Origin of the sequence: Seongchinamella unica (assembly GCF_004354085.1) — a bacterium.
Taxonomy (GTDB): Bacteria; Pseudomonadota; Gammaproteobacteria; order Pseudomonadales; family Halieaceae; genus Halioglobus; species Halioglobus unicus.
Genome location: NZ_SMSE01000006.1, coordinates 61,911 through 88,418, shown reverse-complemented (window position 1 = coordinate 88,418; position 26,508 = coordinate 61,911). Strand labels below are relative to the sequence as shown.

Genomic DNA, 26,508 nt, shown 5'->3' with positions numbered 1-26,508 from the left:
ATTGCTGCCACTTTGAACCGGTAGCGGACCCGCGATGACTGAGCCCTTATTCTGGCTGGCACCCGCTGCGGCCGCAGTCGGCCTGGGATTTGCCCTGGTCTTTTTCCTGGAAATGCGGCGCCAGGACGAAGGTACGCCAGCCATGCGCCGCATAGGGGCTCATGTGCGAGCGGGCGCCATGGCCTACCTCAAGCGGCAGTATCGAATCATGCTCTGGGTGTTCACCGGCCTGGCGCTGCTGTTCGCAGTCCTCGCCTTTGGCACAGGGCTGCAGAGCCGTTGGTTGCCGCTGACGTTCCTGTGTGGCGGGTTCTTTTCTGCCCTTGCCGGATACTGCGGGATGCAAACCGCCACGCTCGCTTCGGGCCGCACTGCTGCTGCCGCCCGATCCTCACTGCCCCGGGGACTGCGTATCGCCTTTCGCAGTGGCGCGGTCATCGGCCTCACGGTGGTGGGACTTGGCCTGGGAAGTGCGGTTTTCTGGCTGCTGGTGATTGACTGGTCGACACCTCCTGCAGAGGATGGGCACCGCCTGGTGCTGGTAACAACAACCGTACTCACCTTTAGTATGGGCGCATCCCTGCAGGCGCTGTTCGCCAGGGTCGGCGGCGGCATATATACCAAGGCGGCCGATGTGGGTGCTGATCTGGTGGGAAAGGTAGAAGCCGGTATCCCCGAGGACGATCCGCGCAACCCCGCGGTTATTGCCGACAACGTCGGCGATAACGTCGGCGATGTCGCCGGCATGGGCGCAGATCTCTTCGAATCCTATTGTGGCTCGATTCTCGCCGCCAGCGCGCTTGGGGCCGCCGCCTATACCACCGCCCCACAGGACCAGGTCAGTGCAGTCTGCGCACCGTTTGTTATCGCCGGTTTGGGCCTGCTGTTGTCGGTAGCGGGTATTTTCCTGGTCCGGACCCGGGAAGGAGCAGACCAGGAGGAACTGCTGCGCGCCCTGGCCCGGGGCACCAATACTTCGGCAGCGACAGTGCTGCTTGCCTCCCCGCTGGTATTTTACTGGATGGATATGCCCAATCTCTGGGGGATCTGGGGCGCGGTGGCTGCGGGGCTGGTCACCGGCGTGGTGATCGGCCGGGCCACGGAACACGCCACTTCCGCGTCTCATGCCCCGACTCGCTCGATCGCCGCAGCGGCGGAAGAGGGGGCGGCCACGGCTCTGATCTCCGGCCTGGGCACCGGCATGCTGTCGACCGCGCTGCCGGTCCTGGCGGTGGTCACCGGCACCCTGCTGGCGTTCCTGTCGGGTGCGGGTTTCGATCCGGGCAATATCAGCGAGGGGCTTTACGGTGTGGCGGTCGCCGCGGTGGGCATGTTGTCGACACTGGGCATTACCCTTGCCAGTGATGCCTATGGTCCGATTGCTGACAATGCCGGTGGCAATGCCGAAATGAGCGGACTGGGCCCCGAGGTCAGGGCGCGTACCGACGCCCTGGATTCCCTCGGGAACACGACAGCCGCCACCGGCAAGGGGTTTGCCATTGGCTCTGCGGCCCTCACTGCCATGGCCCTTATCGCCACCTACCTGGAAGTGGTTCGAATCGAGCTTTTGCGTGTGGGCCAGCACATGCTGGAGCTGCGCGACGGGCTTATCGTTGCCACCGGGCAGGCGGACCTCGCTGATTTCATGCTGTATTTCAACGTTACGCTACTGAACCCGGTGGTGCTGGTGTCGGTCTTCCTGGGAGCCATGGTCGCCTTTGTTTTCAGTGGCATGACCATGCAGGCGGTCGGCCGTGCCGCTGGCCAGATGGTGATTGAAGTGCGCCGTCAATTCGCGGCGGACCCGGGCATTCTGGCGGGCAGCTCAGAGCCCGACTATACCCGTTGTGTGGAGATATCTACCGCCGCAGCCCAGCGGGAAATGATCGCACCCTCACTGCTGGCAGTGACTGCCCCCCTCGCCGTCAGTGTGTTGCTGGGAGTGCCGGGGGTGATCGGCCTGCTGGTGGGCGCCCTGTCCACCGGCTTCGTGCTGGCCGTCTTCCTGTCAAATTCAGGGGGTGCCTGGGACAACGCCAAGAAGTACATTGAGGCCGGCCATCACGGTGGCAAAGGCTCTGCGGCACACCGGGCTGCTGTGATCGGCGATACGGTGGGCGATCCATTGAAGGACACCTCCGGCCCCAGCCTCAATATCCTCGTCAAGCTGATGAGTATCATTGCGATCACGGTGGCCGGACTGGCTGTATCCTGGAGCCTTTGACAGGGGCTACACCGCGCTTGGGCGGTAATGGAGAACGACAATGATAGACGCACTGTTCCTGGACCTGAGTGGCGTGCTTTACGACGGTGAAACACTGATACCGGGAGCACGGGAAGCGGTCGAACGGGTCCAGCGCAGTGACCTGGAACTGCGTTTTGTGACCAACACCTCGCAGAGGACTCGCGCCGACCTGTTGCAGCACCTGCACGACCTCGGTTTTACGGTTCAGGACCAGCAACTCTTTACCGCTGTCGATGCCGCCCGGCAATGGCTGCTGGAGCGCCGGCTCCGGCCGTTTTGCCTGGTGCACGAAAATATCCTCAGTGAATTTGCCGACATGGACCAGAACAACCCTAACGCTGTCTTCATTGCCGATGCTGTAGACGGCTTCAATTATCGTAATCTCAACCGGGCGTTTCAGGTTTGCCAGGCGGGCGCGCCACTGCTGGGAGTAGGTACCAACCGATACTACAAATCCGGGGACGAACTGCTGATGGATGTGGGCGGGTTTATCCGGGCAGTGGAGTTTGCGGCAGGTGTTGAGGCCACCATCGTGGGTAAGCCTTCAGCCGAATTCTTTCGGCTGGTGCTTGCCTCCACCAGCTCGACTCCAGAGCGTACGATGATGGTAGGCGATGATGTATTCGGGGATGTGGAAGGTGCGCTACGGGCCGGTATCGGCGCCTGCCTGGTGCGCACCGGCAAGTACCAGCCCGGGGATGAGCAGCGTATCGAAGGTGAGTTCCAACTGGTCGATTCGATTGAAGGCGCCGTGGATTATGCGCTGAGTTAAAGGAAAGGCTGCCGCTTCAATGTGCCAGTCACCCTGGCAGTTTGTTGTCATGGCCAGGATGCGCCCGCCTCACACCGGGGTCAGTTGCTGCCTAGCAGGTATTGGGAGGAGGCCCACCGGGGGTGGTGGCGCCGGCTGACAGAAAATACACCCCGGTCATCTCCTCACTCAGTGCCCACAGGCGCCGGCCGGTATCCTCATCGTGGGCCAGCTTGTGGACCTTCGCGGGGGCAGACGCACCCTTGAATTCCATGAAGCCGCCGGGGCCGCAGTAGTCGCCGTTTTCCACCTCTTCACCCAAAGCGGCGAGCATGATGGGCTCACAGGCCACCTCGGGACCGGGTATCAACCCTCTCATGCGGTCCAGGAACCATTGGCGGAGGGGGCCCTTGGGTTGGGTGTAACCGCTCTTGTTGCCAATCTCCGTAGCGGCAAAGCCGGGGTGAGCGCCGACGGCGATGACCGTGCTGTCGCAGGCGGCCAGGCGCCTTGCGAGCTCCTGGGTGAAACATTGCCAGGCCAGTTTGCTGCGGTCATAGGCGGCCATGGGTTTATAGTGGTCACGCTGCCAATTGATGTCATCCAGTGGCAGTTTCCCGATCCGGTGGGCGAGGCGGCCCACGTTGACGATGCGTCCCGGCTGATCACCCTCGAAGTACGGTAGCAGGAGCCCGGTCAGCGCGAAGGGACCGAGGTAATTGGTCGCCAGGTGCAGCTCAAAACCCGCGTCATTGCGCGTTAGCGGGACGCCCATGATCGCGGCATTATTGATCAGCAGGTTAAGGCGTCCGAAGCGGGCGGCAAAAGCGTCGCTGAATGCCGCCACCGAGTCGGGTACTGACAGATCCAGCGGGATGATCTCCAGGTTCGCTTCCGGTGCCTCCTTCAGCAGCTGCTCCCGGGCGGTGTTGGCCGTTTCCAGGCAGCGGCAGCCCATGACCACCGAGTAGCCCTCCCGGAGCAGTTTCTGGGTGGTGTTGTATCCGAGCCCGGCATGGGCGCCGGTCACAATTGCTATTTTTTCGTCCACGTCCTCTATGTTCCTGTGCGCGTTTTGCTGCTGTCCGCCGTTAGAAGCTGGGAGCGAGTCTACTGTATATCTTCGCCAGGGGCTGGCCCGGGGGAAGTACCACTGCGATACCGGCCCGGAGACGGCAGCAAAGAGCCAGTACAATGGGCGTGACCTGCGGGCCCGGACAGCGCGGTCTACACCAGTCCGGGCAGTCAGCCGACCGCCACAAATGCTGCTAGACTCACAGCACTGGCAAACACAGGAAACCCGAATGAAGTACTATGCGCCGGTGCTCGCAGCCCTTCTTGCCCTTGGCAGTCAAGCCGCTGTCCCGCCGGAGTCATCCACGCCTCGCATTGAGGCGGATCGACTGTCCGCCATCGTCAAGACAATGGCTGCGGACGAGTTTGCGGGGCGCGCCCCGGGCGGACCGGGGGAAGCCCGAACCGTAGCCTTTCTCATCGAACAGTTCAGTGCGCTTGGGCTGAAGCCCGGGGCCGCGAATGGCAGCTGGACCCAGGCCGTACCTCTGTGGCAGACCCAGGTCAAAGATCCTGACTTCGTGGTGACAACCGGCGACCAACGTCTTGGCCTGTCCCAGGGGAAGGATGTGGCGCTGTCTACATTGCAGTCCAGACCTTCGCTGCGGATCGAGAATGCGCCGGTGGTATTTGTCGGTTTTGGTGCGCGCGCCCCGGAGCGTCAGTGGGATGACTTCGGCGATATCGATCTTGCGGGCAAGGTGGCGCTGTTCCTGGTCAATGACCCGGACTTTTCGGCCGCGGAAGGCGAGCCAGTAGGCGAGCGCTTTGGTGGCAGGCGCATGACATACTATGGCCGCTGGGCCTACAAGTTTGAGGAAGCCGAACGACGCGGCGCGATTGCAGCGATCGTTATTCACGAGGACAAGGCGGCGGGTTATGGTTGGGGGGTTGCGTCTGCCTCACCCGGGCAGAATTTTTCCAGGGTCCTTCCCCCCGGCAGCGAGCGATCCATGCAACTGCAGGGCTGGATGCATTGGGACGCCGCCAGCCAGTTGTTCGCGACCGCGGGCCTGGACCTGGATGAACAGCGCACACTGGCCAGGCACCCCGACTTCAGCGCCTTCGAACTGCCCAATACCCGCCTCGATGCGGCGGTCAGCGTCGATATTCAACGTATTGAAAGCCGTAACGTACTGGCCCTTTTACCCGGGACTACCCGCGCCGATGAAACCCTCATGGTGGCTTCTCACTGGGACGCCTTTGGCGAGGGCGAACCCGACAGCGAGGGGCGGACGGTGCGCCCCGGCGCCAATGATGACGCGCTGGGAACAGCGGGTGTGATCGAGCTGGCCAGGGTGTTGAAGGCGGGTCCTCCGCTGCAGCGCAGCGTGGTCTTCGCCGCGTGGACGGCTGAAGAAAGCGGCCTGTTGGGCTCGGCCACCTACGCCGCCAACCCGGTCTACCCGCTGGAAACCACGGTGGCCAATTTTACCCTGGACATACTGCAGACCGCGGGACCGGCCAATGACGTGATTCTCATCGGCGAGGGACAAAGCGAGCTTGAGGGCTACCTGGAGCGGGCCGCCAGACGGCAGGGGCGCTATGTCACGCCGGAGAACCTGCCCGAGAACGGTCTCTTTTATCGCGCCGATCATTTCTCCCTGGCGCGCGAAGGGGTGCCGGTGTTACTGATGATGGGGATTGCCGGCGGTGCGGACCTGGTCGACGGCGGTCGTGCGGCGGGTGACGCCTGGATCGCCGAATACGTCGGTAACTGCTATCACCAGACCTGCGACGCGTGGAGTCCCGACTGGGACCTGCGCGGTGCGGTGCAGGACATTGAGTTGTTCCATGACATCATTCGCGAACTGGGCAACAATGGGGATTGGCCCGGCTGGTTGCCGGAATCAGAGTTCAAAGCGATACGCGATCGCAGCAGTGCCCAAAGGGCCCGATAAAAGGTGCGCCCGGATGCCAATAGTCGGGCTGCACGATAATATTAATGGTTAGTTGGGAGACAACCTGTGTATAAAGTCGAACTCAAGAACTCATATTTTCCCGCGCAGGGTGGCGACGAACCTGCGCCAATGACTATCGGCGATATGCTGCGCCAGTCTGCTGCTCGGTCGCCAACCCAACCCGCGCTCAAGGAACTCGACTACAGCGGTAATATCGGCCGAACCTGGACCTATGAAGAGTTGCTGGCCGATACCGAGCGGCTCGCTCGAGCGCTCGCCAGCAGGCATGCCCAGGGCTCTCGCATCGCGGTGTACGCCAACAACGTGCCGGAATGGGTGTTGTTGGAACTGGCCTGCGGTCTCGCCGGCGTTATTCTTGTCACCGTTAATCCGTCGTACCAGAAAAATGAACTGAAGTATGTTCTGGAGCAGTCGCGGTCGGAGGCGATCTACTACGTGGCCGACTTTCGCGGTAATCCCATGCAGGAAATCGCCGACAGCGTCTGTGAGCAGATACCGGCAATCACCCATCGAATTCTTCTGACAGACCATGACCAGCTGTTTGCTGGCGAAGAACAGGGAACGTTGCGCGACCCCGTGCCACATGACCCGGTCCAGATTCAATACACGTCCGGCACCACCGGCTTTCCCAAGGGTGCGTTACTGCACCACCACGGATTGGTACGCAATGGAATCGACGCGATGCAACGTGCTGGTGTTGAGGCGGGAGATGTGTTTATTCACAATATGCCCCTGTTCCACACGACCGGGTGCGCCATTCTGGTTCTCGGGGGTCTGGGCGCGGGGTCTACCATGCTGCTCGCGCCAATGTTCGACCCGGCCATGATTGCCGAAGTGGTGGAACGGGAAAAAACCAGGTTTATCCTGGGTGTGCCGACGATGCTGGTAGCACTGATCGAGGAAGTTCGTCGTACCGGGCGCGATGTTTCGTCGGTACAGAGAATCATGTCAGGCGGCGCAATGGTTGCCCCCCAGCTATGTCACGACGCGAAAGAGGTATTTGGTGCACCGATACAGATTGTCTATGGCCAGACCGAGACCTCGCCGGTCTTGACCCAGGCATGGTATGACGACACCATCGAAGACCTTACCCAGACCATCGGGCAGCCGGTGGCGTACACTGAAATATCGATTCGTGATGCGCAATCCAACCAGGTGGTTCCCATCGGTGAGCAGGGGGAAATCTGTGCCCGGGCCTATAGCGTGATGCTTGGCTACAACGACAATCCGGACGCTACCGCCGCCGCGATCGACAGCGAAGGCTGGCTGCACACCGGAGACCTGGGGCGAATGGATTCCCGCGGGTATGTCAAAATTACCGGCCGGGTCAAGGAAATGATTATTCGTGGCGGCGAAAACCTGTTCCCGGCAGAGATTGAAAACGCCATGTTGGAACACGAGGACATCGACGAAGTTGCGGTTGTCGGTGTGCCGGATGAAAAATGGGGCGAGCAGGTGGCCTGTTTTATCCGCAGTTCGGCGGACCAGCCGCCCAGCGCGGGGGACCTGAAGGCGTTTATCCGCGAACGGCTGTCGCCACAAAAGTCCCCGGCTTATTGGATAAACGTAAGCGATTGGCCGCTGACTGGCTCGGGCAAGATCCAGAAGTTCAAACTCCGGGAAGCCTTCGAGGCCGGCGAGTACACGCTATTAACATAGGACCGGGGTCCTGGCGCTCACCATTGTGTTTATGGCCTGCAGCAGCCTGACCTGTTGAGCCTCCCGAACCCCGGGGGCAGGGGCGCTAACCCTGGCCTGACCCAGCTTGTAGCGACTGCGCCTCGACTTCGCCCCTATCGGTGCTATATTTTTTTGTGTGTCGTCCCAAAAGGTTCACGTATTGCGTCACCTGATGTCTCTCGGACAGGGCTTGCGTCTCATTTACGGCGTATTGCTGGTTTTGTTGTTTTCTGTATCCGCTTCCTCGCAGGAAGTGACGGTAGAGGACGGTAAGGCCAGCCTGTTAATTTCAATACTGGCAAATACCACCTGGCCGGACGAGGACGAGATTGATACCTGGCAGGTGGCACTGTATGGACGCGATCGCGGACTGATGCAGGTTCTCCGTCGTGAGGTCTTGAAATACCCGACTCGGGGTAAACCGGTATCGGTACAGTTGTTTTCCTCACTCGAAAACGCGCGGGCCGCCCACATTCTCGTTGTTTCACCCGGCAGGAATTCAGAACTGAAGGGCATCTACCGGGCACTAAAGGGTAGTCAAACCCTGATTATCACCGACGGTGCTCCAAGCCTCGAGTACAGCATGGTGAACTTTACCCACCCCAGCAACACGCGCCTCGCCTTCGAGATCAATCGCAGCAATATTATCGATGCCGGACTCCAGCTGTCCAAGGATATGCTGCTTTTCGGTGGCAGCAAACTCGACGTGGCCGCGGTTTACGAGGAAACCGAGGCCGAGCTGGAGCGGGCCAGGGCCATCGCCCTGCAGCGGCAGCAGCAGATGGAAGAACAGCGGCGGGAACTGGAACGACAGCAGCAGACGATAGAGCGCCAGCGCGCGCTGGTCGCCGTGAACGAGAGCGAGCTGGAGGCGCTGGGAGAGCAACTTTCCGAAATACAGCAGGTGCTTGAGGACAGCGAGAACAGACTCTTGGACAACGAGGCAAAGCTTGCCGACAAGGAGCGCATTCTGGCGGAAAAGGAAGCCTATATCGAGGGTTACTCCCAGCGCATCGAGCGAAATCAGCAACGCCTGGCGGACCAGCAGGCGGCAATTGGCGAACAGGAGCAGAAGATTACGGAGCAGGAGCAGGTGCTCGTCAGGCAACTCAGTACCATTGAGAGTCAGCGCCTGATTCTGGCGGGCGCGGTCGTGGGACTGCTGCTGGTACTTACCCTGATCGCGGTGATTTTCCGCGCTTATCGCAGCAAGCATCGCCTGAACCTGCAGCTGGAGGGTAAAACCCGGGAGCTGGGAGTGGCCAATGAGAAACTGGTGCAGATGACCGAGGCGAAGAGCCAGTTCCTGTCCACGATGAGCCACGAGATTCGCACCCCCATGAACGGGGTAATCGGTATGGCGGAATTATTGGACGGAACAGAGCTGTCAGACACGCAGCGGGAGTATGTCGCGCTGATCATCAAATCAGCAGACACCCTGCTGGGAATCATCAATGACATCCTCGACTTTTCCAAGATCGAGGCCGGTCGCCTGGACCTGGAGCGCGTGCCCTTCAATATCAGGGATATCCTTGGCGATACCCTGCAGACGCTCGCACTGCGTGCCAACGAGAAGGGGCTGGAGCTCACCTTTCACATTCCACCCGATGTGCCCGAAAACCTCCTGGGAGACCCGCTGCGACTTCGGCAGATTGTGGTCAACCTGGTCGGTAACGCCATCAAGTTCACCGAGGAGGGAGAGGTTGCGGTGGATGTCCAGCTCGAGCCTGGCGAGGCAGATGAGGCCCGCCTCCGATTTGAAGTTCGGGATACCGGAATCGGAATTTCCCGGGCTCAGCAGCGCAGGATATTCGAGGCCTTCGGCCAGGCCGACTCCTCCACCACACGTCAGTTCGGAGGCACCGGCCTGGGACTGGCGATAGCCTCCCAGCTGGCCGAGATGATGGGTGGGCGTATGCAGATCAGCAGCGAGGCGGGGAAGGGCAGCACCTTTTTCTTCAGCGCCAACTTCGGCATTCCCGAAGGGCAGGTCCCGCCGCCGGTGCATCCCGGGGAATTGCGCGGGCTGAAAGTGCTGGTTGTGGACGACAACGATACCAACCGCCTCATCCTGGAAGAACTCCTGCACAGTTGGGGAATGGAGACTATGGTGGTAGAGAGTGGCATGGCGGCTCTAACCGCGCTCGACGAGGCGCGGGATCAGGGTATCGAGGTTGCCCTGGCACTACTGGATGTCATGATGCCGCAGATGGACGGCATCGAATTGGCCACCCGGATTCGCCAGCGGCCTGAACTGGCCGGCATGCGAATCATAATGCTGTCCTCCGCGGGTCGTGCAGAATCCCAGGAGGTTCGGGATCAACTGGGTATATCCCGGATGCTGATGAAACCGGTGAAACACTCCGACCTGCTCAGCGCAATCACCAATGCCATTGGTATTACCACGGCCAGGGGCAGCTCTGTGCTCGAGTCCTTCCCTGCAGACCTCGTTGCCAGGCGGATTTTGCTGGTGGAGGATAATCCCGTCAATCAGAAGGTTGCGCGTGATCTGCTGACAAAACGTGGCCACGCGGTGGAACTGGTACGGAATGGCCAGGAGGCGGTGGACATTACGGCTCGCGAGGACTTCGACCTGGTGCTCATGGACGTGCACATGCCGGTGATGGATGGCCTGACCGCCACACGAATAATACGTGATCGGGAACGGGCTTGTGGTGTTCATGTACCCATTATCGCCCTCACCGCCGGGGCGACGGTAGAGGACAGGGAGAACTGCCTTGCGGCGGGGATGAACAGTTTTGTCACCAAGCCCTTCCGCGCCGGGGAACTCTTCCAGCAAGTAGAGAAGGTCGCTGCCTCGTCCCTGGCATCTGCCCCCGGGTCTACCGAGCCCGACGCAGGCGATTCCACTGGGGAAGAACCCTGCCTGGACAGGGCGAGCGCGCTGCGCAACCTGGATGGCGACGAGGACTTTTTCGACGAACTTGTGGAGATGTTCAGGGGGCAGTATCCGGGGTTGCTGGCAGATGTCGAGGCTGCCGTCGCAGCCGCAGATATGGACGCGCTGCAAAGGGCGGCCCATTCCCTCAAAGGCTCGGTTCAGGTGATCGGCGGTCAGGCCGCGGCCAGCGCTGCGCTCAAGCTGGAAAGAATGGGCCGCGAAGGAAATAGCGGTGCGGTCGGTGGCGCCCTGGTTGAATTGCAGGCCCGGTTGGCAGAGCTGGAGATCGCCTTGCACTCCTGTGGCCGGGGCGATAACTCCGAACCCGGCTAGAGGCCGCTGGCGTTCCCTGAACGGTCATCATCCTGGCCTTTGCGCGCCAGGTCAGCCCGCAGTGACTCCACCACCGCAGCGAACTGCTCGCGATTTCCCTCGCTGAGTGCCGCCAGGGTTTCGTGGGCCCTGAGAATTCGTTTACCCTGCTGGTCCGGGGCCACCGCATCGCTCAACAGGGCCTGCATGTCGTCGGGCAAATCCTCGCTTGATTTGCTGATGTGTTCCATGACTTTGCACATGCTCAATTCGTCGAACAGTCGGCGAATTTTTTCCGGTACGCGCTGCAGGAGCACCACGTCCGAGTGCTCGGTTACCAGCTCGTGCAGAGTACCGAGGCAGGTGCTGTCCAGATTCTCGCAGTCTGCCAGGTCTATCGTCAGTCGACCGTGCTGCCTCAGCAGGTCGCGGGCTGCATCCAGCAGGGACTGGCTGCACAGCCAGGTCGCTGCTCCGCTGATACTCAGGAAAGCGTGTCCCGATCTGGCGCCGAGGCGCAAATGGGGTTGCATCTCTGAAAACTGGGTCTCGGCGCGCTGTTCCCGAGTAGGGGTATCGTCGAAACGGCTGTCCCCCTCGGCGCGTTCCAGCAGTAGCAAAGTGATATCATCCCGATCTCCGGTGACGCCGTGACGGGCGGATTCGTACAGGGGGCCCAGCAGTTCAGCGTGGGCGGTATCCGCACACATTGCCTGTCCCAGCTGCTCAACATCGGGTGATTCGGCTCCCCCGTCAGTGACTCCATCGGTGTAAAGCAATAGCCGGTCACCCGGTTCAATGGTCAGCTCGCTCTGTGTATAGTCCGCCGCTGCATCCAGGCCCAGGGCGGGTCCGGTGCGCTGCAGCAACCTCACCTCACCGCCGGGGGATGTCCAGACACAGGGAGTATGGCCGGCAGAGGCGAACTGGGCCAGCCCCTGGCGCAGGTTGATCAGCACATAGGCGGCGGTGATAAAGGTGCCCGGAGCTGAGAGGGTCTGGAACAGGGTGTGGTTGAGGTCCTGTAGCACCTGCGCCGGCCCGAGAATCTCGCCACCCTGGCCCATCGGGTGCAGTCGTGTCTTGAACAGCACGGAAATCATGGCGGCGGCTACGCCGTGCCCTGCGGCATCCGCAATGACCAGTGCCAGGTGATCCCGATCCAGCAGGATGGCGTCGTAGAAGTCACCGCCGACGCTGCTGCCCGGTCGATAAAGCGTGTCCATGCACCAACCGCTGACCCGGGGTGGCGCCTGGGGCAACAGGGCCCGCTGAATAATTTCCGCACGGTCCAGGTCTGCCTGGATGACTGCCGCCTGGTCTTCCAGGACCCGGTTCGCCTCTTCCAGCTGCTCGACTTTTTCGGCCAGTTGCTCCGCGCTCTCTGCCAGCTCGGCATAGAGCCGCTGGCGATCACGGACCAGTTCTATCTGGTCCAGCGCGTTGCGAACGGCGACGCGCACCCGCTGTACCTCGGGAGGCTTGGCCAGGTAGTCGAAAGCGCCCAGGTGCAGAGCGTCGATGGCGGCGTCAAAAGTTTCGAGACCCGAAAGTATGATCCAGAGTGGTCCCGGGCAGTTTGCCTGCGCCCACTTCATGAGTTCCAGGCCGTCCATTCGGGGCATGACCACGTCGGTCACCACCACATCCACCGCGTTCTCCAGCAACCGCGCCTGGGCTGCCTGGCCATCCTCGGCCTCGATAATTTCAGCGGGTGCCAGCGACTCGAGTCCCCGGACCAGGATCTTCCGGACCATGGGGTCGTCGTCCACCACCAGCAGGATCGGCCCCTGGCCTGGTCTGGCGGTTGTTTGGAGGTTATCGCTGCTCATTGAATGACACTCCGGGCAGGACCACGGCGCGCTTGCACACTGCAGGGCGACAGGCGATGTCCAGTCTCCAGTATAGATAATTACGGCGCACTCGCGAGATCGGGTTACTCAGCCTTCCCGCCCGGATCAGCTTATTCGTGAGTCCGTGAATAGACTACAATGGCGTGACATCATCTGCGAAAAGGACCGCATTAATGACACGCGACTTTATCCTGGGCTTTGTTGCGCTTTGGTGTTTTATTCCCGGCACGTACGGGGACGAGCCTACTACCCTGGAATACATCGACCGTATTGGTCCGCCAGCCCGGATGGAAGGCGTGGGCAACAGTCATCTTGAGATATCGACCGGGGTGAAAGATGCCCAGTTGTATTTCGACCAGGGCGTATCGCTGTTGCATGATTTCTGGTGGTTTGAGGCCTACAGGGCGTTTCTCCATGCCTCCGAGCTGGACCCCGACTCGGCGATGCCGCACTGGGGCCTTTACCTGGCCGGCAGTAGAATGGCTAATCTCAGCAAGGACCAGAGACAGGCGGTTTTGGCTGAAGCAGTAGAGGCAATGAAGGCCTTGAGCAGCGGCGCTACAGCGCGCGAAAAGTATTATCTGGATGCTGTTATTGCCCTTCACGAGGGCAATGAAGAAAAAGGCGTTGCAGCTCACAACAGAGTACTGCTCGCCCTGCTCAACGAATACCCCGACGAAATTGAGGCTCGTCTGTTTCTCTGGACCCAACTCGAAACCGGCTACAACGCAGCGGGTGAGCCCAAGGATGAACAGCTCTATGGGCAACTGCTGCTGGAGCGCGAATTTGAGCAATACGCCGACCACCATGGTCTATTACACTACTGGATCCACAGTCAGGAACCTGGCCAGCACCCCGAATCAGCATTGAATGCTGCCGAGACCCTGGCCAGGCTCGCTCCAGATTCAGGTCATATTGTTCACATGCCCGGTCATATTCACTACCTGATGGGTAACTACGGCAAGGCCCACGAGCAGTTCAAAAAAGCGGAAGAGGCGGATGTCAGGTATATGGCCAGGTACGATATCGAGGCGATCTTTACCTGGAACTACCTGCACAATTTCAGCTTCATAATGAGCAACCTGGCCGAGGCCGGACGCTTTCAGGAGGGCGGGCAGTATGCTGATAATCTCGCAAGCTTGACGGAAGCGTCTTCTTTCCGACACCTGCCTCACTTTGAGATGTTGCTTGGCCGCGCAATGATGGAACGTGCCTATATGGCCATGCGGCTGGAACTGTTTGAGTTGGCCGCGGAATTGATTGCCGATAGCCGCTGGGACAGCTGGGAGAAGACCGATAGCTTAGAGGCGCTGCAGCAAGCCTATCTCGCCTATTGTGCCGGCATGGCAGCCGTCAGCAAAGGGGAGGTGGAATCCGCCCGGCAATTTTCACATCAGCTGGATTCCGTGTTGTGGCGATCCCAGCGCGATGAGGCGAAGCTCGCTTATCGCAGGAAGCCACTTGAGATAGCGGCACTTGAATTACAGGGGGCAATAGCGTCAGCCGGCGGCGATGCCGACGAGGGCATTGAACTGCTGGAACGGGCCGTAGCCCTGGAAGCCGAGATCGAATACGGCGAACCGCGCAGCAATATCCACCCTGCGGCGGAAACCCTGGCCATGATGCGGGCAGAAAGCGGTGATTTCACCGGAGCGCGAAGCGCTTACGAGTCTGTGCTTAGACAAAGACCCAACGCCGGCATGCCACTCTACGGCATCGCGCGCAGCTACGAGTTGGAAGGCGATAAAAACACTGCCAGGAAAGCCTACAAAACGTTCCTCGCAGCCTGGCCTGACGCCGATGGCAATTTGCCCCAGGTGAAGCACGCCAGGGCCTGGCTGAGCCGTCACTGAGGTGAATTCAGGTCGCGGTTAGAGCTTGCCCCTCATCATGACTCTGCCGGTTGCACCAGTGCTGCGCAACGCTCATTGTCAGGCATGCGCTGCTCCGCCAGTTCAGCACGGGTTGTCTCGATGGTAGCCGCCCATGGGCTGTCTTGCTGGAGATTACCGGCGAACTCCGCGAGGATTTTCTCTCCGCCCCTTGCGCATCCCGCCGCGCCGAGCGCGCTCGCGAGGTTGTTGGCCAGTGCGGGATTGTCCCCATCTGTGGCGAGCCCCCGCGCGTACCAGCGCACGGCCTCCTCGAGTTTGCCGGTTTGGTAGGCAATATTTCCCAACGCCAGTGCGGGCAGTGATGCGTTGGGCCATTGCAACGCGGCAGCGCGCCAGGCCGGTTGCGCGGCCGTGATGCCAGCCACGTTCTCGAAGTCCAGCACAGGGCGCAGGTAGCGGATCGGGTCAGGGGTCTGGGGGGCTCTTACGGGGTATTGGCCTGGCTCCAGGGTGACAATCGCCCATCGTCCGGCCCAGTCCCAGGTCCGCAGGAACGCCGGAGCGCCCAGCCACAGGTCTTTATCCTTGCCTGAATTCAGTCTGAATCGATTCTGTGACTGTTGATAGCCGGTAAGGACGGCGTAATGCCAGATTGGTGTGCTCCTGGTGCCCAGGTTTTGCATGACCAGCACCGGCCGGCCAGCAGCGAGTTCCTCGAGGAGCTCGCTCACATCGACGCCCAGTGGGAAGGGGATTCGGCCCCTGGTGCGGGTGGCGGCCATGAGTTCAACCTGGAGGCTACCGTCCCGCTCGGGTATGAAAACGTGGGGAGCCAGTTGCTCCGGATCAACCTCTACACCACTGGCGCCGAGCACGGTGGCCAGGGCCGCGGGCCCGCATTGCAGCGCGGTCTGAGGATGAAACGGAACCGTCACCAGAGCCGAGTCGGGGAGGTTGGCACCGTGCTCATCAATGTGCAGGGCCGGGTTGACCGAGCAGCCCCACAAGTAGCAGACTGGCAACAGTAGCAGTAACTGCCGGACCAGCCGCAATGGGCGGGAAATCCGGCTTATCATTGAGCGACTAGATATTCTTGAACACGTTGGTGACGCCGGTCAGATCCAGGATCAGCAGAACGACGAATACAGCGCCGACCAGGGCGAGAATGCTGCCGCCAGCGGGCAGTTCGTCAAGCCGGGCGGACAGACTGGCCAGCTCCGCGTCGCTGAGTGCGGTGACCCGCAGCTGTGCGTCTGCGGGGTCGACTCCAAGCGATATCATTGCATCCTGCAAATCAGCCCTCGCCAGCTGGCGCTGCACCGTGTTCAATTGCGCTTGCCGGTCCTGGGCGTGAACAGCTTCTCCTGTAGAAATCATGGCGGCGCTGGCCGTGGACGCAATACCACCCCACAGCAGAGTGACGGAAAGTAACAGGCACAATGTCCTCTTCATGAGATTTACTCCAGGAATGTCAATGTCAGGTTGCCGCTTACTATAACCGCTGTGCGTAAGCGGTACCAGAGTGGCAAACAGGGGCGCCGTCGCCTTGCTCGATTGCGACCACGTTGCCCTGTTTGGGCCCTCTCAATTGACTCGCTTCATCCAAATCAACACCCGTTGGCCCTGACTATACCGGTGCTTAACCGAAACTGGCGTCAGGAATCTCCAGAATGGACAGATCGCCGTTTTGAATCAGCTCACCCTGCATTTTGGCTTCCGGCAGTATATTTCTTATGTAGTATGTGGCGCTCTTGACTTTCCCCAGATAGAACGCGGCTTCCGCGTTGTCGGCGGCCAGACCATGCGTAGCTGCAGTGTCGGTAGCTTCAACGCCCGCATCAGCATAAATTCCGGCGAGTTGTTTCGCCGCCAGGTCTGCCTGCCAGAGGTGGAACCACCCCAGTGATACGTTGCCGAACAGGTTCAGAAATGGGTAGGCCTTGATAATCGGGTTTTGAGGCTTGCCTTGCTGATGACAATCCGCGAAGAAGCGGGCGGTGTCTTCCAGCGTGGCAACAGCATCCCCGACGATGGCCGCCAGCTGTTGCAGCGACTCGTCGGCGTCAGCGACGGTCTCACGCATTTTTGCGACCAGGGCTGCAAACGGCTTGCCGTTGTCCAAACTCAGTTTGCGCCCGACTAAATCCAGCGACTGGATACCATTGGTCCCCTCGTAGATAGAACCAATCTTGAGGTCGCGCATCAACTGCTCGACAGGGTATTCCTGGGTATACCCGTAGCCGCCATAGATCTGGATTGCCTGCTCGGTGACTTTGAAACCAACGTCGGTACAGTAGGCTTTAACCACCGGTACCAACAGATCAACAATGCCCTTCCATGTTCTGGCTTCATCGCCTTCTTCCATTTTGGACTTATCATCAGCCCAGGCGCTGAAATAAAGCAAAGCCCTCATGCCCTCCACATGGGATTTCATCCACAGCAGCATGCGACGCACGTCAGGGTGATTGATGATCGGAACCCGCGGTGCCTGAGGGTTGGACATATTGGCCAGATCAGCGCCCTGCATCCGCTCCTTGGCATAATTCAGTGCATGCAGATAGGCAGCCGAGGCCGTACCAGTGCCCTGCAGCCCCATACCGATTCTTGCACCGTTCATCATTTGGAACATGATGCGCATTCCGTTGCGAGGCTCACCCAGCAGTTCACCGTAGCATTCGGATCTGTCGCCAAAACTCAAGGAGCAGGTGGCACTGGCCTTCAGCCCCATCTTGTGCTCGATGCCAGTCGCGCACATATCATTTCGCTCTCCCAGTGAACCGTCGGCGTTTACGTGATATTTGGGCACCAGGAAAATGGAGATACCACCGGTTCCTTCGGGGTCGCCCTCAATGCGCGCCAGCACGGGATGTACGATATTTTCAAACAGGTCATTTTCACCCGCAGTGATGAAAATCTTCGAACCCTTGATGCGATAGCTTCCGTCCGGCTGGGGGATGGCTTTGGTTTTCAGTGCCCCCACGTCAGAACCGGCTGCGGGCTCGGTCAATACCATGGTGCCCCCCCACTTTCCCGCGAGCATGGGCGCCATGTATTTCTCTTTTTGCTCGTCCGTTCCGAAGGTCGCAATCAGGTCAGCCGCGCCCAGTGCCGCCTCGGGGTACAGGGTGAATGCCATATTGAAAACGGTGTGCTCGCGAACCGCGATATCCATCACGTACGGGAAACCCATGCCACCATGCTCCGGCGGTTGGTGGAGCAGGAAAAGGCCGCTCTCATTCATGATCGCATGCAATTTCTTGAAGCCTTCGGGCACGATGACATTGCCCTCCCTGAATTGTGCTCCTTCCCGGTCTCCCAGTGCGAGTTGCGGCAAGGCCTCTTCCATGGCGATCTTTTCAACCAGGTCCAGGGTCATGTCGTAGACGTCCTTCGACTGGTCGCCATATTTGGGGTTGTTGAAAAATGACTCCAAACCGAGCATTTCATACAGTACGAACGCCTGGTCTCGTCGATCCACCAATAATCCCATGATATTTCTCCTGAGCTCGTTACGATGTCGCTATCAACAGCCGGTGAGTTGAAAGCGTATGGAATGGGCCTTTACCATGCCTTTAAATCTTGGCACTTCGGTGTTCCATGACACGGCCATAGGGTTGTGTCTAAAACACTGCGCCGGTTTGTGACCGCGGTCGTCTGTCCCTATCAGGGACGCAGCTGGTACTGCCCCTTCAATGCGTATACCTGCTCCCGCCAGACCGTGTCGAACTGCTCCGGATTCGCAGCCGGAGCCTGAATCAATTCCAGCAGGAATTGACGCTGTTGGTCGGTGTTGGCCGGTTTACCGTGCAGCTCAGCAGCGTAGGTAGAAAAATCCCGGACAAAGACGTCGAAAATCTGGTTGAGCAGGTCGGAATCGGTGTCATCCATCGCCGCGTGCTCGAGTATCAGTTGCCCGTAGACCACCAGTGTGAACAGCTCGCCCAGGCCCAGCATGTAGTCGATATCTTTCACCTGCTGTTCGTCCGGCCCTGCCTCAGCAAGCATTGTCCTGAACGATGCGATCTGTCCTTTGAAAACCTGGATATTGGGCAGGTCGAACAGGCCGTAGGCGATATGGTAATCATGGAACCGGACGTCACCCAGGCCACGGGTAGGCCCCTGGTGGAAAAGAAACGTGTCGTCAGCCAGCTCATCGCGTTGTGGTACCGGTTCGAATTCTGCCGGATTAAACATATAGTTACGCATGAACTTGACGACCAGTCCCATGTTCACGTGGGCCGTACCCTCCAGCTTGGGCAGCATGCCTATTTCGCGCGCGGCGACTTCGAAGAACGGTTCCTGCTCGAAGCCCCTGGCGGCGATCACGTCAAACAGATCTGCCACGACCTGTTCGCCCTGCATGGTGACTTTCATCTTGACCAGCGGGTTGTACAACAGGTATCGACGGTCATCGGCGGAAGCGCAGCGCATGTAGTCCGTGGCGCGATAGGCAAACAACTTCATGGCTATCAGTCGGCAGTAGGAGTCGGTGAACAATCTTTTGACCTGGGGAAAATCCGTGACGTAGCGCCCGTAAAGATTGCGGTTGGCGGCGTGGTCCATGGCCTCGTACAGTGCATGGCTGGCCAGGCCGATAGAGCCAAAGCCCAGATTGAACTTGCAGTAATTGATGGTATTGAGCATATCGTCCCAGGCTTTCTGCCCGCTGCTCAGGATGTCGTCTTCGGTGATCGGGTAGTCATTCAGCGTGAACTCAGAGACATAGCACTGATGGGCGACCGTGTTTTTGACGCAGGTGTAATTGGGGTGCTTTGAATCCACGATAAAAAATACGTATTCGCCGGTTTCGGCGTTTTTGGCAAAAACTGAAACCAGGGCGGCTTCGTTACCATTGCCGATGTAGTACTTGTCACCACGAGCGAGATAGGTGCCATCCGCCTGCGGGATCAGTTCCATGTCAGAGGAATAAATATCGGCGCCGTGCTCCTTCTCGGACAGGCCGAAGGCAAACACGCCCCCCTCCCTGAGCAATCTGGCAGCGCGTTGTTTTGCAGCCTCGTTGTCTCCGTTGAAGACGGGTCCCAGACCCAGCATCGATACCTGGAAGGTGTACCAGTAAGCGATACCGTAAAAGGCTGATATCTCAGCGAACTGTACGTTGCGCAGGCTGTCCCAGTGTGCGTCGTCGCCATAGCCGGACGGCGTCATCAGGGTCGCGAGTACCTGCTGCTCTTTCATGAATGCCACAAAGTCGTAGTTCCAGACCTTGTCGTGCCAGTCTTTCTTGAGGCGGGTCAGTCCCCTGGCCTCGAACCAGTTGATAACGGACTGCAAGAGTTCCGCAGTGCCCTCGTCGGTGTGGCGCGACTGAAATTGATGGGGGTTCAACAAATTCATTTGCTACTCCTTTGTTCCTGGCCGGGCAGGCATTATCCGGCAATGACGTTATCTGTTATTCGTTGACTCAGCAAACAAGACTAGGAAAAGGGCGGCCCCATGTCTTGTTAATACGGGACAGCTTGTTGATAATTTGTGCCGATAAGATAGGGCAACTGCCCGCTTTGCAAAAATAACGAATCTCTCATGTCAGTAATATCCCACTTTTGCCGGAGTTGAACTCGTCCCTTAGCGACCTGTAACGCCGAGAGGGCTCGCTATTGTACAATTCTTCCGCTTTTGCCACTGAGGGACATTCGAACAGCACAAGGTGACGGGCCCCCAGCTTGGTTCCATGGTCCGATTGCCACGATAAGGCTTGAAATCATTAGCAGGTAGGTCTCCATACCGCAAAGTATAGGCCAATCGAAAGGTCAGCGTGAGCAGATCGACCCGGGAATGCGTCGTGCCGGGGATCCACAGATCAGGTTTTTAATGGACATGGACTTTGACCAGGAGGCGGGTTGTAAAGTTTGGCCTACCCTAATCTTGTGGGTGTACTACACTTGGGTATTCGGTCTTTCCCGGACTAATCCGTCAGGGAAAACTGTCGGCCCTCCGCCCTTGGCATTGTGGGGCACTGTCCTGCTGCTGGTTTCGTGGGGGGACGCAGACGTCTGGGCCGTTAACGGTGTAATGACACTGGCGCGCCCGACCGGTACTGGCTATTCACGGATATATTCTGCCAGCGCTGAGGCTGGGATTCTTTCAATAATCTGTCGCTAAATGGCTGTGATGTAAGTCAAGGCCGGGTCGTGACGGGGTGACAAGCACCGATGACCGTAAACGCGCAGCCAGACATTGGCCTGATGACCAATTGTCCGACCCGATATCCTTGATGAATTTCTCCCGCGATAAAATGGGTCACCGATCAGGTTTTGCAGTCAAGACGGCCTGGATATTGACCGTCGTCCTGTTAATCAGTTTTGGAAAGATCACCGGAGCCCAGGCGAAAGACTCGATCGACATCAGCCATAATTTCGATATTCTGTTCTTCCCGGTGGGAAGTTACGATCCCCACTCAGTGCTCAGCGATGCTTCAGTTGCGCTTTTCCGGCCTCTTCAGCCCCCAGAGAATATCAATCGCATTGGCTATGAGGCCTGGTTGAAGACCGATCTCTCCAGCCCTGGTAGGCATGAAGGTTTTTCCATTCTTGAGGTGCCCGGTCAAATATTTAACTACCTTGATGTCTGGTACGTGCTGCCTGACGGAGGTATGGAGCATTTTCGTGCAGGTGATCGCTACCCATATGTGGACAGAGCCATTAAAAATGCCAGCTACGCCTTTCCAGTTCCTCCCTACGCTGGTGGCAACCTGATAGTTCTGATACGCGCGCGAAACGACACCACGCACCCCATGAACTTTGCGGCGAGGCTATGGCAGAACCAGCCGTGGACTGATTACATGTTAGGTCTGAGGTTGTGGTACGGCATTTTTCTTGGCGGCATGCTGGCACTGGCTGGATACAACCTGCTACTGGGCGCCAGCCTGAAGGATTCATCCTACCTGTTTTACGTCGGATACATTCTGAGTATAGTGGCCGCAGTCATGCTGCTTAGCGGCCTTTCGGAAGAGTACCTCTGGCCAGAGGGTAAACCGCTATCATTGGTTTCAGCGTTCAATGGAATGGGCGCATTTTTCGGCGTTGGTTTTGTCAACAGATTCCTCGGCATCGACACAAGATACCCGCTAGTTTTTAGAGCCTCCCTGATAGCTTCAATCGTAGCAATGGTTGCTGGCGTGTGGTTGGCCTTTCACGACGCCCTGCCGGGACTGCCGGATGGTTTGAGTGCGGCCCTGGTCCAGTTGCTGAGTCTTTCCTGTGCGGCCTATTTCATCGGAATATCGCTCAAGTGTTATTCGATGAAGTTGGTGCAGGCCCGTTTTCTCGCGCTTGGGATGGGGGCTCTGCTCAGCTCCATGCTGGTCTATTTCTCCTACACACATGCCTTCCTGCCTTACAATATTGTCTCAGCACATATTCTTGAGGCTGGTGCCCTGGCGGAGGGGATGCTTCTTTCACTGGCCCTTGCGGACCGGATAAAAATACTCAACACAGAAAAGAACGCGGCAGAAATTCTGGCACTGGAAATCGAGAGATTGTTCTCCAGAAACCTGGTAGAAGTACAGGAGCGAGAACGTCAATCCGTTGCCGAGGCCCTGCATGATTCCATCGGTCACTCCGTGCTGGTTCTGCGCAACCAGCTCCATCAGATCCGGCAAGCGACCTTTGCGAGAAGCGAATCAAGGAACATCGATGCAGACGTATTAAATCCGCCTATAGCCCTGTGTAAAGAAGTCATGGACGACTTGAGACGAATTTCGCACGACCTGCACCCTCACATTCTTGCGAGACTAGGACTGCAGGCCGCCCTTGAGTCAACCCTTGAGCGAGCACTGGATGATTCCGGAATCGAATGGTCATTGGATATCAAAGATCTGGCTGAGGTACCTGTCGACAGGGACGTAAACCTGGCCATCTACCGAGTGGTTCAGGAGGCATTATCCAATATTCTTAAATATTCCAGTGCCACAACGGTTAACTGTACGATGCGGGTGAATGGTCATAAGTTGATGTGCAGTATTTCTGACAATGGCATCGGCTTTGATAGTGAAGCTGTAGCAGGAGACGCACTCGGTCTGCAGGAGAGCGCTGGTCGCATACGAGTCCTTGGAGGCGTGTATTCAGTCAGGACATCACCTGGAGCGGGAACCGAGGTAGGGTTCTGGCTGCCAATTCCCGTCTGAGCGTTGGGCAATCAGGTATCGATACATAGTGTAATTCTGGCAGGTCTGCATGAAACTTTTAATCGTCGATGATCACCCCTTGTTTCGAGAGGGACTGAAGCAGGTGGTAAATGATATTGACAGGATAGAAAGCGTTTCCGAGGCTGATACAGGCAGGGCCGCATTGGCACTCGTTCAGCATGATAGACCGGACATGATCATGCTTGATTTGGCAATGCCTGGCATGGATGGCCTGCAACTGTTGGAGACTTTGCGCCGTGAGGGACCCGACATTTGCGTCGTCGTAGTGACGAGCTATGACGACAAGGCCTACCTGGACCGGGCTTTTGAACTCGGCGCGCGAGGCTATGTGCTCAAGGACAGCGCCATTTCTGATATCCGTATATGTATCGACACAATATGCGCGAATGGCATCTACATATCACCCTCTCTTGGAAGGGATAAAGCGCTTACACCATCTACTGATCGTAACGTCGATCTCCTTCTGGAGAAGCTGACATCAACAGAGCGACTGGTGCTGACCAAAGTTGCTGCGTTCATGACCAGTAAGGAAATTGCCAGAGAACTCGGCATGAGTTATCGAACGGTCCAGAATCATCGCTCAAACATCTGTTCGAAGCTGGAACTCAGGGGTGCACATCAGCTGATGCACTTCGCATCTCAATATACGTGAGTAAACCGCACCTTTTGATCGCTCTCAATAGCCACCCGCAAAACAGTAATCAGCGCGTTGTGCGACAACCTTTACCGTCTCGAAATCACCAGGGAGTGCTTGCGGCGTAGTCTTTAGCAAGAGCCTCTACCAGCTCGGCTATGGTTGGTACGTCCTCCACCAGCTCGACGCTGTGTCCGGCCGACCACACATCTTTCCATTGTTTGGGGCGAGACTTGTTTGGATTAATATCGTTCTCAATGTTCAGCGCGCCGCGTTCGGGCAAATTGTCGGGATCAAGACCAGAGGCGATGAGCGATGCAACGAGCATATTCGCCGGAATGCCCGTGACCTTGTCGGTCAGTTTGATATCGTCGAACTTTGCCTCGCGGACCATGTCCTTGTAGCGCGGCTGGGCAAGGCTCTCTTTCGTGGCCAGAAACCGGGTGCCCATATAGGCGAAGTCTGCGCCCAGCACCTCAGCCGCTCGAATGGCGCGGGCATCAGCGATTCCGCCCGCGAGGACGATGGGGCCATCAAAGAACTGCCTGACCCCCCGGGCGAAGGCAAATGGGTTGGCCCAACCGGTTTGGCCGCCTGCGCCTGCGGTGAGCAGTATCAAGCCATCCACATCAATCTCCAGCGCCTTTTGCGCGTGGCGATGAGTCGCCACATCCGCGAAAACCAGCCCGCCGTACTCCTGTATGGGAGCCAGTACCGGTTCGGGATTGCCGACACTGGTAATCACGATTTCCGGCTTGTATCGGCATATCAATTCCAGATCTGCATCCCGGCGCTTGTTGGAGGGATGAACGACCAGATTCACTGCGTAGGGCGCGCATTTTTCATCGAGGCTTGAGTCAATTCGCTCAAACCAGCCCTCCAGTTCTTCAATACTCCGGCAATTTACCGTTGGGAAAGCACCGATAACACCCGCCCTGCAGGACTCGACCACGTAGTCGGTCCCTGACACCTGGAACATCGGCGCGGCGAAAACCGGCAGCCTGAGGCGCTCGCCATAGCGCTCTTTTACCCAGCGGCTAAGAAATTGATCACTCTGATGTTGATTGGCCGGCATCCGACCCCCTCTCTCTGCGATGGAACCCGGGCTATAGTATTCGCTCACTCACCCGCCGGTTTGACTTGAGTGGACAGTAATAGCAAGTCGCTGGTGATCCCCTGGCCTGCAGAGGACCAGCCTGCATCATTTAGAGCAACATGAGTTGGATTTCATGGGCAGGCGTCAGAGCCCTTGTCAAAAACGACCCGCCACTCACCCGATGACTGGCGGCGCCAGATTGAATTGAACCTGCCGACGAGTTTGCCCTGCGGGTCGTAGACCGGTCCGGAACTGAGTGCAAGGTCACCTGTGGCCAACACTTCGACGGTATCGGGCGTCCAGGAAAAAGGTGCAGCCTCGTCCTGGAAAAAACTCTCCCAGGCCAGGGCAACTTGCTCAGCGCCGCGCAAGGGTTTTTCCCCTGAAAAGAAAATGGCGTTCTCGTCCAGGAAGGTTTTGAAGGCTTCGAAATCGCGTTCCGCCATGGTCGCGGCGAATGCCTGTTCGGTCCTTTCAACCTGTTGGCGCAGTGACTCTGGATTTGACTCGTCAGACATTGTGTATCCTTTGCTCGCAAGCATTGTAAGCACCATCAGGATCACAACCGGGAAGAGTGCCTGGTTTGCTTTCCTGCCCATATGATCACCTCTTGAATTTCTCCAGACCGCTCCAGGATTCTAGTTGGTACTGCAAAGTAAGCGAGCCGAAACTGCTAGATTCGACCGATGAATAGTGACAGGCATTACCGGTCGCCGCCGGATGTCATGGCTAATGCCGTCTGGCTGCACTGCGTGATCAATCCTAGCCATCGGAGGTATGGCGACCTTCTCAGTTAATGAACTGCAGGACAGGGTCAATGGCAAGCGGCACTATCATCGACGAGCGATTGAACGGGATGGCCCTGAAGCTGGACTCCTGATAGTCTGTTGATCTACCCCTATCAATAACAACGTCATGTCGATTCTCCGCGAACTGAAGCAGCGAAAAGTTTTCCGTGTAGCCGCTGTTTATGTGCTCGTGGCTTGGGGGATTCTACAGGTTGTGGATGTCATTGGAGAACCACTGAACCTTCCCGATTGGTTTTCATCCATAACGATTGTTCTTTTGGGAGGCGGATTTCCGATTGCGATAATTTTCAGCTGGATATTCGACATTGGCCCGGACGGCCCCACTCGAACGGCTGCAGATGCGGGTAATTCTGTTGGTGTGCGGGGCGGGTTGGAGGTAGCACTGCTGTTGCTGCTCATCGTCGGTATCGGCTGGTTGATTTTTCGGGATATCACCCATGGAGAGAGCGAAGTCGCGAGCGGAAGCCGGGCGGTGCCCGTGGTGATCCTGATGGACACCTATGCGGACCGCGGTGTCTATGATGAGGAGACTCGACGCAAGAGCGGTACGAATGCAGATGTGTTGAGCGATATGCTGAGCGATTTGCCAATTATTATCCAGAAGGAAACTATTGGCTCTACATGGGATCGGGAAAATCAACTACTGAAGCAGCAACCAAGTCTGGTGCTTATTCATCGGTCTGCTTTTTTCCATTCAATGAACCAGGATCTGGGGGTGGGTTATCCCACAGGATCGGAGGATTACTCGGAACAGTTTCGACGGCTTTACGAAATTGCGGACAACAAGCTGGTGGCCCTGTTGGGGTTTTTGAGTCAGGGCAACCGCGATACAAGATTTCTGGTCTACTCGCGCGGTACCGGGGGCGGATGGCCTCAAGAGGAGTATCGGGCGCAATGGGTTCGCAGTATCGAGGGTCGATTTCCATCGACAGAGGGAAGAGTTACTACAATCGCCGTCCCCGGGAGCACTACCGAAGGCAGTTTTCGGAGACCTGATGCGGAAGCGCTGATTCGCAGGACCGTGGTAGACCTGCTTGCTGTAGACGGGTCCACCAGCAACCCATTATGAGCGCACCCTGCGCCTACCGCTGGGTACAGATTCCTACTAGCAGCCCTCCCCGATGACCCAAGGCAGGATCGAACGATATCAAGAGTCCCTGGACAACCTAGCACAGGCTGATGTCTACGAAGGAAGGCGGAATGAGTGAACACTGGCCCTCGTGAAAGT

17 protein-coding genes are annotated in these 26,508 nt (G+C 58.2%); 9 read left to right on the top strand and 8 right to left on the bottom strand.

Annotation, left to right across the window (positions count from 1 at the left end; all coding sequences use genetic code 11):
* Nucleotides 1-34 precede the first annotated feature (34 nt).
* Nucleotides 35-2,224, top strand: a complete 2,190-nt coding sequence (locus E2F43_RS18645) for a sodium-translocating pyrophosphatase (RefSeq protein WP_133215577.1) — start codon at nucleotides 35-37, stop codon at nucleotides 2,222-2,224.
* A 40-nt stretch (nucleotides 2,225-2,264) separates the two neighbouring features.
* Complete coding sequence (locus E2F43_RS18640) at nucleotides 2,265-3,017, top strand: TIGR01458 family HAD-type hydrolase (protein WP_133215575.1); 753 nt, start codon at nucleotides 2,265-2,267, stop codon at nucleotides 3,015-3,017.
* A 91-nt stretch (nucleotides 3,018-3,108) separates the two neighbouring features.
* On the opposite strand, the gene E2F43_RS18635 is transcribed toward E2F43_RS18640, so the two are convergent.
* Nucleotides 3,109-4,047: an SDR family NAD(P)-dependent oxidoreductase gene (locus tag E2F43_RS18635; RefSeq protein ID WP_165954404.1), complete on the bottom strand. Its 939-nt coding sequence runs from the start codon at nucleotides 4,045-4,047 to the stop codon at nucleotides 3,109-3,111.
* A gap of 253 nt (nucleotides 4,048-4,300) precedes the next feature.
* Here E2F43_RS18635 and E2F43_RS18630 point away from each other — a divergent pair, with 253 nt between their 5' ends.
* The 3 genes from E2F43_RS18630 (at nucleotide 4,301) to E2F43_RS18620 (ending at nucleotide 10,907) form a co-directional block, all read left to right on the top strand.
* Complete coding sequence (locus tag E2F43_RS18630; RefSeq protein WP_133215571.1) at nucleotides 4,301-5,971, top strand: M28 family metallopeptidase; 1,671 nt, start codon at nucleotides 4,301-4,303, stop codon at nucleotides 5,969-5,971.
* A 66-nt stretch (nucleotides 5,972-6,037) separates the two neighbouring features.
* Entirely contained in the window at nucleotides 6,038-7,651 is a 1,614-nt protein-coding gene (locus tag E2F43_RS18625; RefSeq protein ID WP_133215569.1) for a class I adenylate-forming enzyme family protein, read from the top strand.
* Nucleotides 7,652-7,862: 211 nt separating this feature from the next.
* Complete coding sequence (locus E2F43_RS18620) at nucleotides 7,863-10,907, top strand: YfiR/HmsC family protein (protein ID WP_238947026.1); 3,045 nt, start codon at nucleotides 7,863-7,865, stop codon at nucleotides 10,905-10,907.
* On the opposite strand, the gene E2F43_RS18615 is transcribed toward E2F43_RS18620, so the two are convergent.
* Nucleotides 10,904-12,718 (bottom strand): SpoIIE family protein phosphatase, encoded by a 1,815-nt coding sequence (locus E2F43_RS18615; protein WP_133215567.1) that lies wholly within the window; start codon nucleotides 12,716-12,718, stop codon nucleotides 10,904-10,906. The two genes, E2F43_RS18620 and E2F43_RS18615, sit on opposite strands and share 4 nt — an antisense overlap.
* A 194-nt stretch (nucleotides 12,719-12,912) precedes the next feature.
* On the opposite strand from E2F43_RS18615, the gene E2F43_RS18610 reads away from it, so the two are divergent.
* Nucleotides 12,913-14,592, top strand: a complete 1,680-nt coding sequence (locus E2F43_RS18610; RefSeq protein ID WP_133215565.1) for a tetratricopeptide repeat protein — start codon at nucleotides 12,913-12,915, stop codon at nucleotides 14,590-14,592.
* 35 nt (nucleotides 14,593-14,627) lie between these two features.
* Here the strand turns inward: E2F43_RS18610 and E2F43_RS18605 are convergent, their stop codons facing one another.
* The 4 genes from E2F43_RS18605 to E2F43_RS18590 all read right to left on the bottom strand — a co-directional run bounded on the left by E2F43_RS18605 (nucleotide 14,628) and on the right by E2F43_RS18590 (nucleotide 19,932).
* The gene (locus tag E2F43_RS18605; RefSeq protein WP_133215563.1) at nucleotides 14,628-15,650 is read right to left on the bottom strand and encodes a PA2778 family cysteine peptidase; all 1,023 of its coding nucleotides are present in this window, start codon (nucleotides 15,648-15,650) and stop codon (nucleotides 14,628-14,630) included.
* 7 nt (nucleotides 15,651-15,657) lie between these two features.
* Nucleotides 15,658-16,026: a PA2779 family protein gene (locus E2F43_RS18600; protein ID WP_133215561.1), complete on the bottom strand. Its 369-nt coding sequence runs from the start codon at nucleotides 16,024-16,026 to the stop codon at nucleotides 15,658-15,660.
* Between the two features lie 187 nt (nucleotides 16,027-16,213).
* The gene (locus E2F43_RS18595) at nucleotides 16,214-18,064 is read right to left on the bottom strand and encodes an acyl-CoA dehydrogenase (protein ID WP_133215559.1); all 1,851 of its coding nucleotides are present in this window, start codon (nucleotides 18,062-18,064) and stop codon (nucleotides 16,214-16,216) included.
* A gap of 173 nt (nucleotides 18,065-18,237) precedes the next feature.
* Nucleotides 18,238-19,932, bottom strand: coding sequence for an acyl-CoA dehydrogenase family protein (locus tag E2F43_RS18590; RefSeq protein ID WP_133215557.1), 1,695 nt, complete (start codon nucleotides 19,930-19,932; stop codon nucleotides 18,238-18,240).
* 877 nt (nucleotides 19,933-20,809) lie between these two features.
* Here E2F43_RS18590 and E2F43_RS18585 point away from each other — a divergent pair.
* Both E2F43_RS18585 and E2F43_RS18580 read left to right on the top strand, forming a co-directional pair.
* Nucleotides 20,810-22,720, top strand: a complete 1,911-nt coding sequence (locus E2F43_RS18585) for a sensor histidine kinase (RefSeq protein ID WP_133215555.1) — start codon at nucleotides 20,810-20,812, stop codon at nucleotides 22,718-22,720.
* 49 nt (nucleotides 22,721-22,769) lie between these two features.
* Entirely contained in the window at nucleotides 22,770-23,393 is a 624-nt protein-coding gene (locus E2F43_RS18580; protein WP_133215553.1) for a response regulator, read from the top strand.
* Nucleotides 23,394-23,478: 85 nt separating this feature from the next.
* Here the strand turns inward: E2F43_RS18580 and E2F43_RS18575 are convergent, their stop codons facing one another.
* The gene (locus tag E2F43_RS18575) at nucleotides 23,479-24,450 is read right to left on the bottom strand and encodes an NAD(P)H-dependent flavin oxidoreductase (RefSeq protein ID WP_133215551.1); all 972 of its coding nucleotides are present in this window, start codon (nucleotides 24,448-24,450) and stop codon (nucleotides 23,479-23,481) included.
* Between the two features lie 152 nt (nucleotides 24,451-24,602).
* Nucleotides 24,603-24,989, bottom strand: coding sequence for a YybH family protein (locus tag E2F43_RS18570; protein ID WP_238947025.1), 387 nt, complete (start codon nucleotides 24,987-24,989; stop codon nucleotides 24,603-24,605).
* Between the two features lie 397 nt (nucleotides 24,990-25,386).
* Between E2F43_RS18570 and E2F43_RS18565 the strand changes: the two genes are divergently transcribed.
* Nucleotides 25,387-26,349: a hypothetical protein gene (locus tag E2F43_RS18565; RefSeq protein WP_133215549.1), complete on the top strand. Its 963-nt coding sequence runs from the start codon at nucleotides 25,387-25,389 to the stop codon at nucleotides 26,347-26,349.
* Nucleotides 26,350-26,508: the final 159 nt, after the last annotated feature.

Excerpts from the sequence above, each read along its gene's own strand:
- E2F43_RS18645 (WP_133215577.1), top strand. The coding sequence starts at position 35 with ATGACTGAGCCCTTATTCTGGCTGGCACCCGCTGCGGCCGCAGTCGGC.
- E2F43_RS18610 (WP_133215565.1), top strand. The coding sequence starts at position 12,913 with ATGACACGCGACTTTATCCTGGGCTTTGTTGCGCTTTGGTGTTTTATT.
- E2F43_RS18575 (WP_133215551.1), bottom strand. The coding sequence starts at position 24,450 with ATGCCGGCCAATCAACATCAGAGTGATCAATTTCTTAGCCGCTGGGTA.
- E2F43_RS18565 (WP_133215549.1), top strand. The coding sequence starts at position 25,387 with ATGTCGATTCTCCGCGAACTGAAGCAGCGAAAAGTTTTCCGTGTAGCC.
- E2F43_RS18630 (WP_133215571.1), top strand. The coding sequence starts at position 4,301 with ATGAAGTACTATGCGCCGGTGCTCGCAGCCCTTCTTGCCCTTGGCAGT.
- E2F43_RS18615 (WP_133215567.1), bottom strand. The coding sequence starts at position 12,718 with ATGAGCAGCGATAACCTCCAAACAACCGCCAGACCAGGCCAGGGGCCG.
- E2F43_RS18600 (WP_133215561.1), bottom strand. The coding sequence starts at position 16,026 with ATGAAGAGGACATTGTGCCTGTTACTTTCCGTCACTCTGCTGTGGGGT.
- E2F43_RS18595 (WP_133215559.1), bottom strand. The coding sequence starts at position 18,064 with ATGGGATTATTGGTGGATCGACGAGACCAGGCGTTCGTACTGTATGAA.
- E2F43_RS18580 (WP_133215553.1), top strand. The coding sequence starts at position 22,770 with ATGAAACTTTTAATCGTCGATGATCACCCCTTGTTTCGAGAGGGACTG.
- E2F43_RS18605 (WP_133215563.1), bottom strand. The coding sequence starts at position 15,650 with ATGATAAGCCGGATTTCCCGCCCATTGCGGCTGGTCCGGCAGTTACTG.
- E2F43_RS18570 (WP_238947025.1), bottom strand. The coding sequence starts at position 24,989 with ATGTCTGACGAGTCAAATCCAGAGTCACTGCGCCAACAGGTTGAAAGG.
- E2F43_RS18640 (WP_133215575.1), top strand. The coding sequence starts at position 2,265 with ATGATAGACGCACTGTTCCTGGACCTGAGTGGCGTGCTTTACGACGGT.
- E2F43_RS18585 (WP_133215555.1), top strand. The coding sequence starts at position 20,810 with ATGAATTTCTCCCGCGATAAAATGGGTCACCGATCAGGTTTTGCAGTC.
- E2F43_RS18590 (WP_133215557.1), bottom strand. The coding sequence starts at position 19,932 with ATGAATTTGTTGAACCCCCATCAATTTCAGTCGCGCCACACCGACGAG.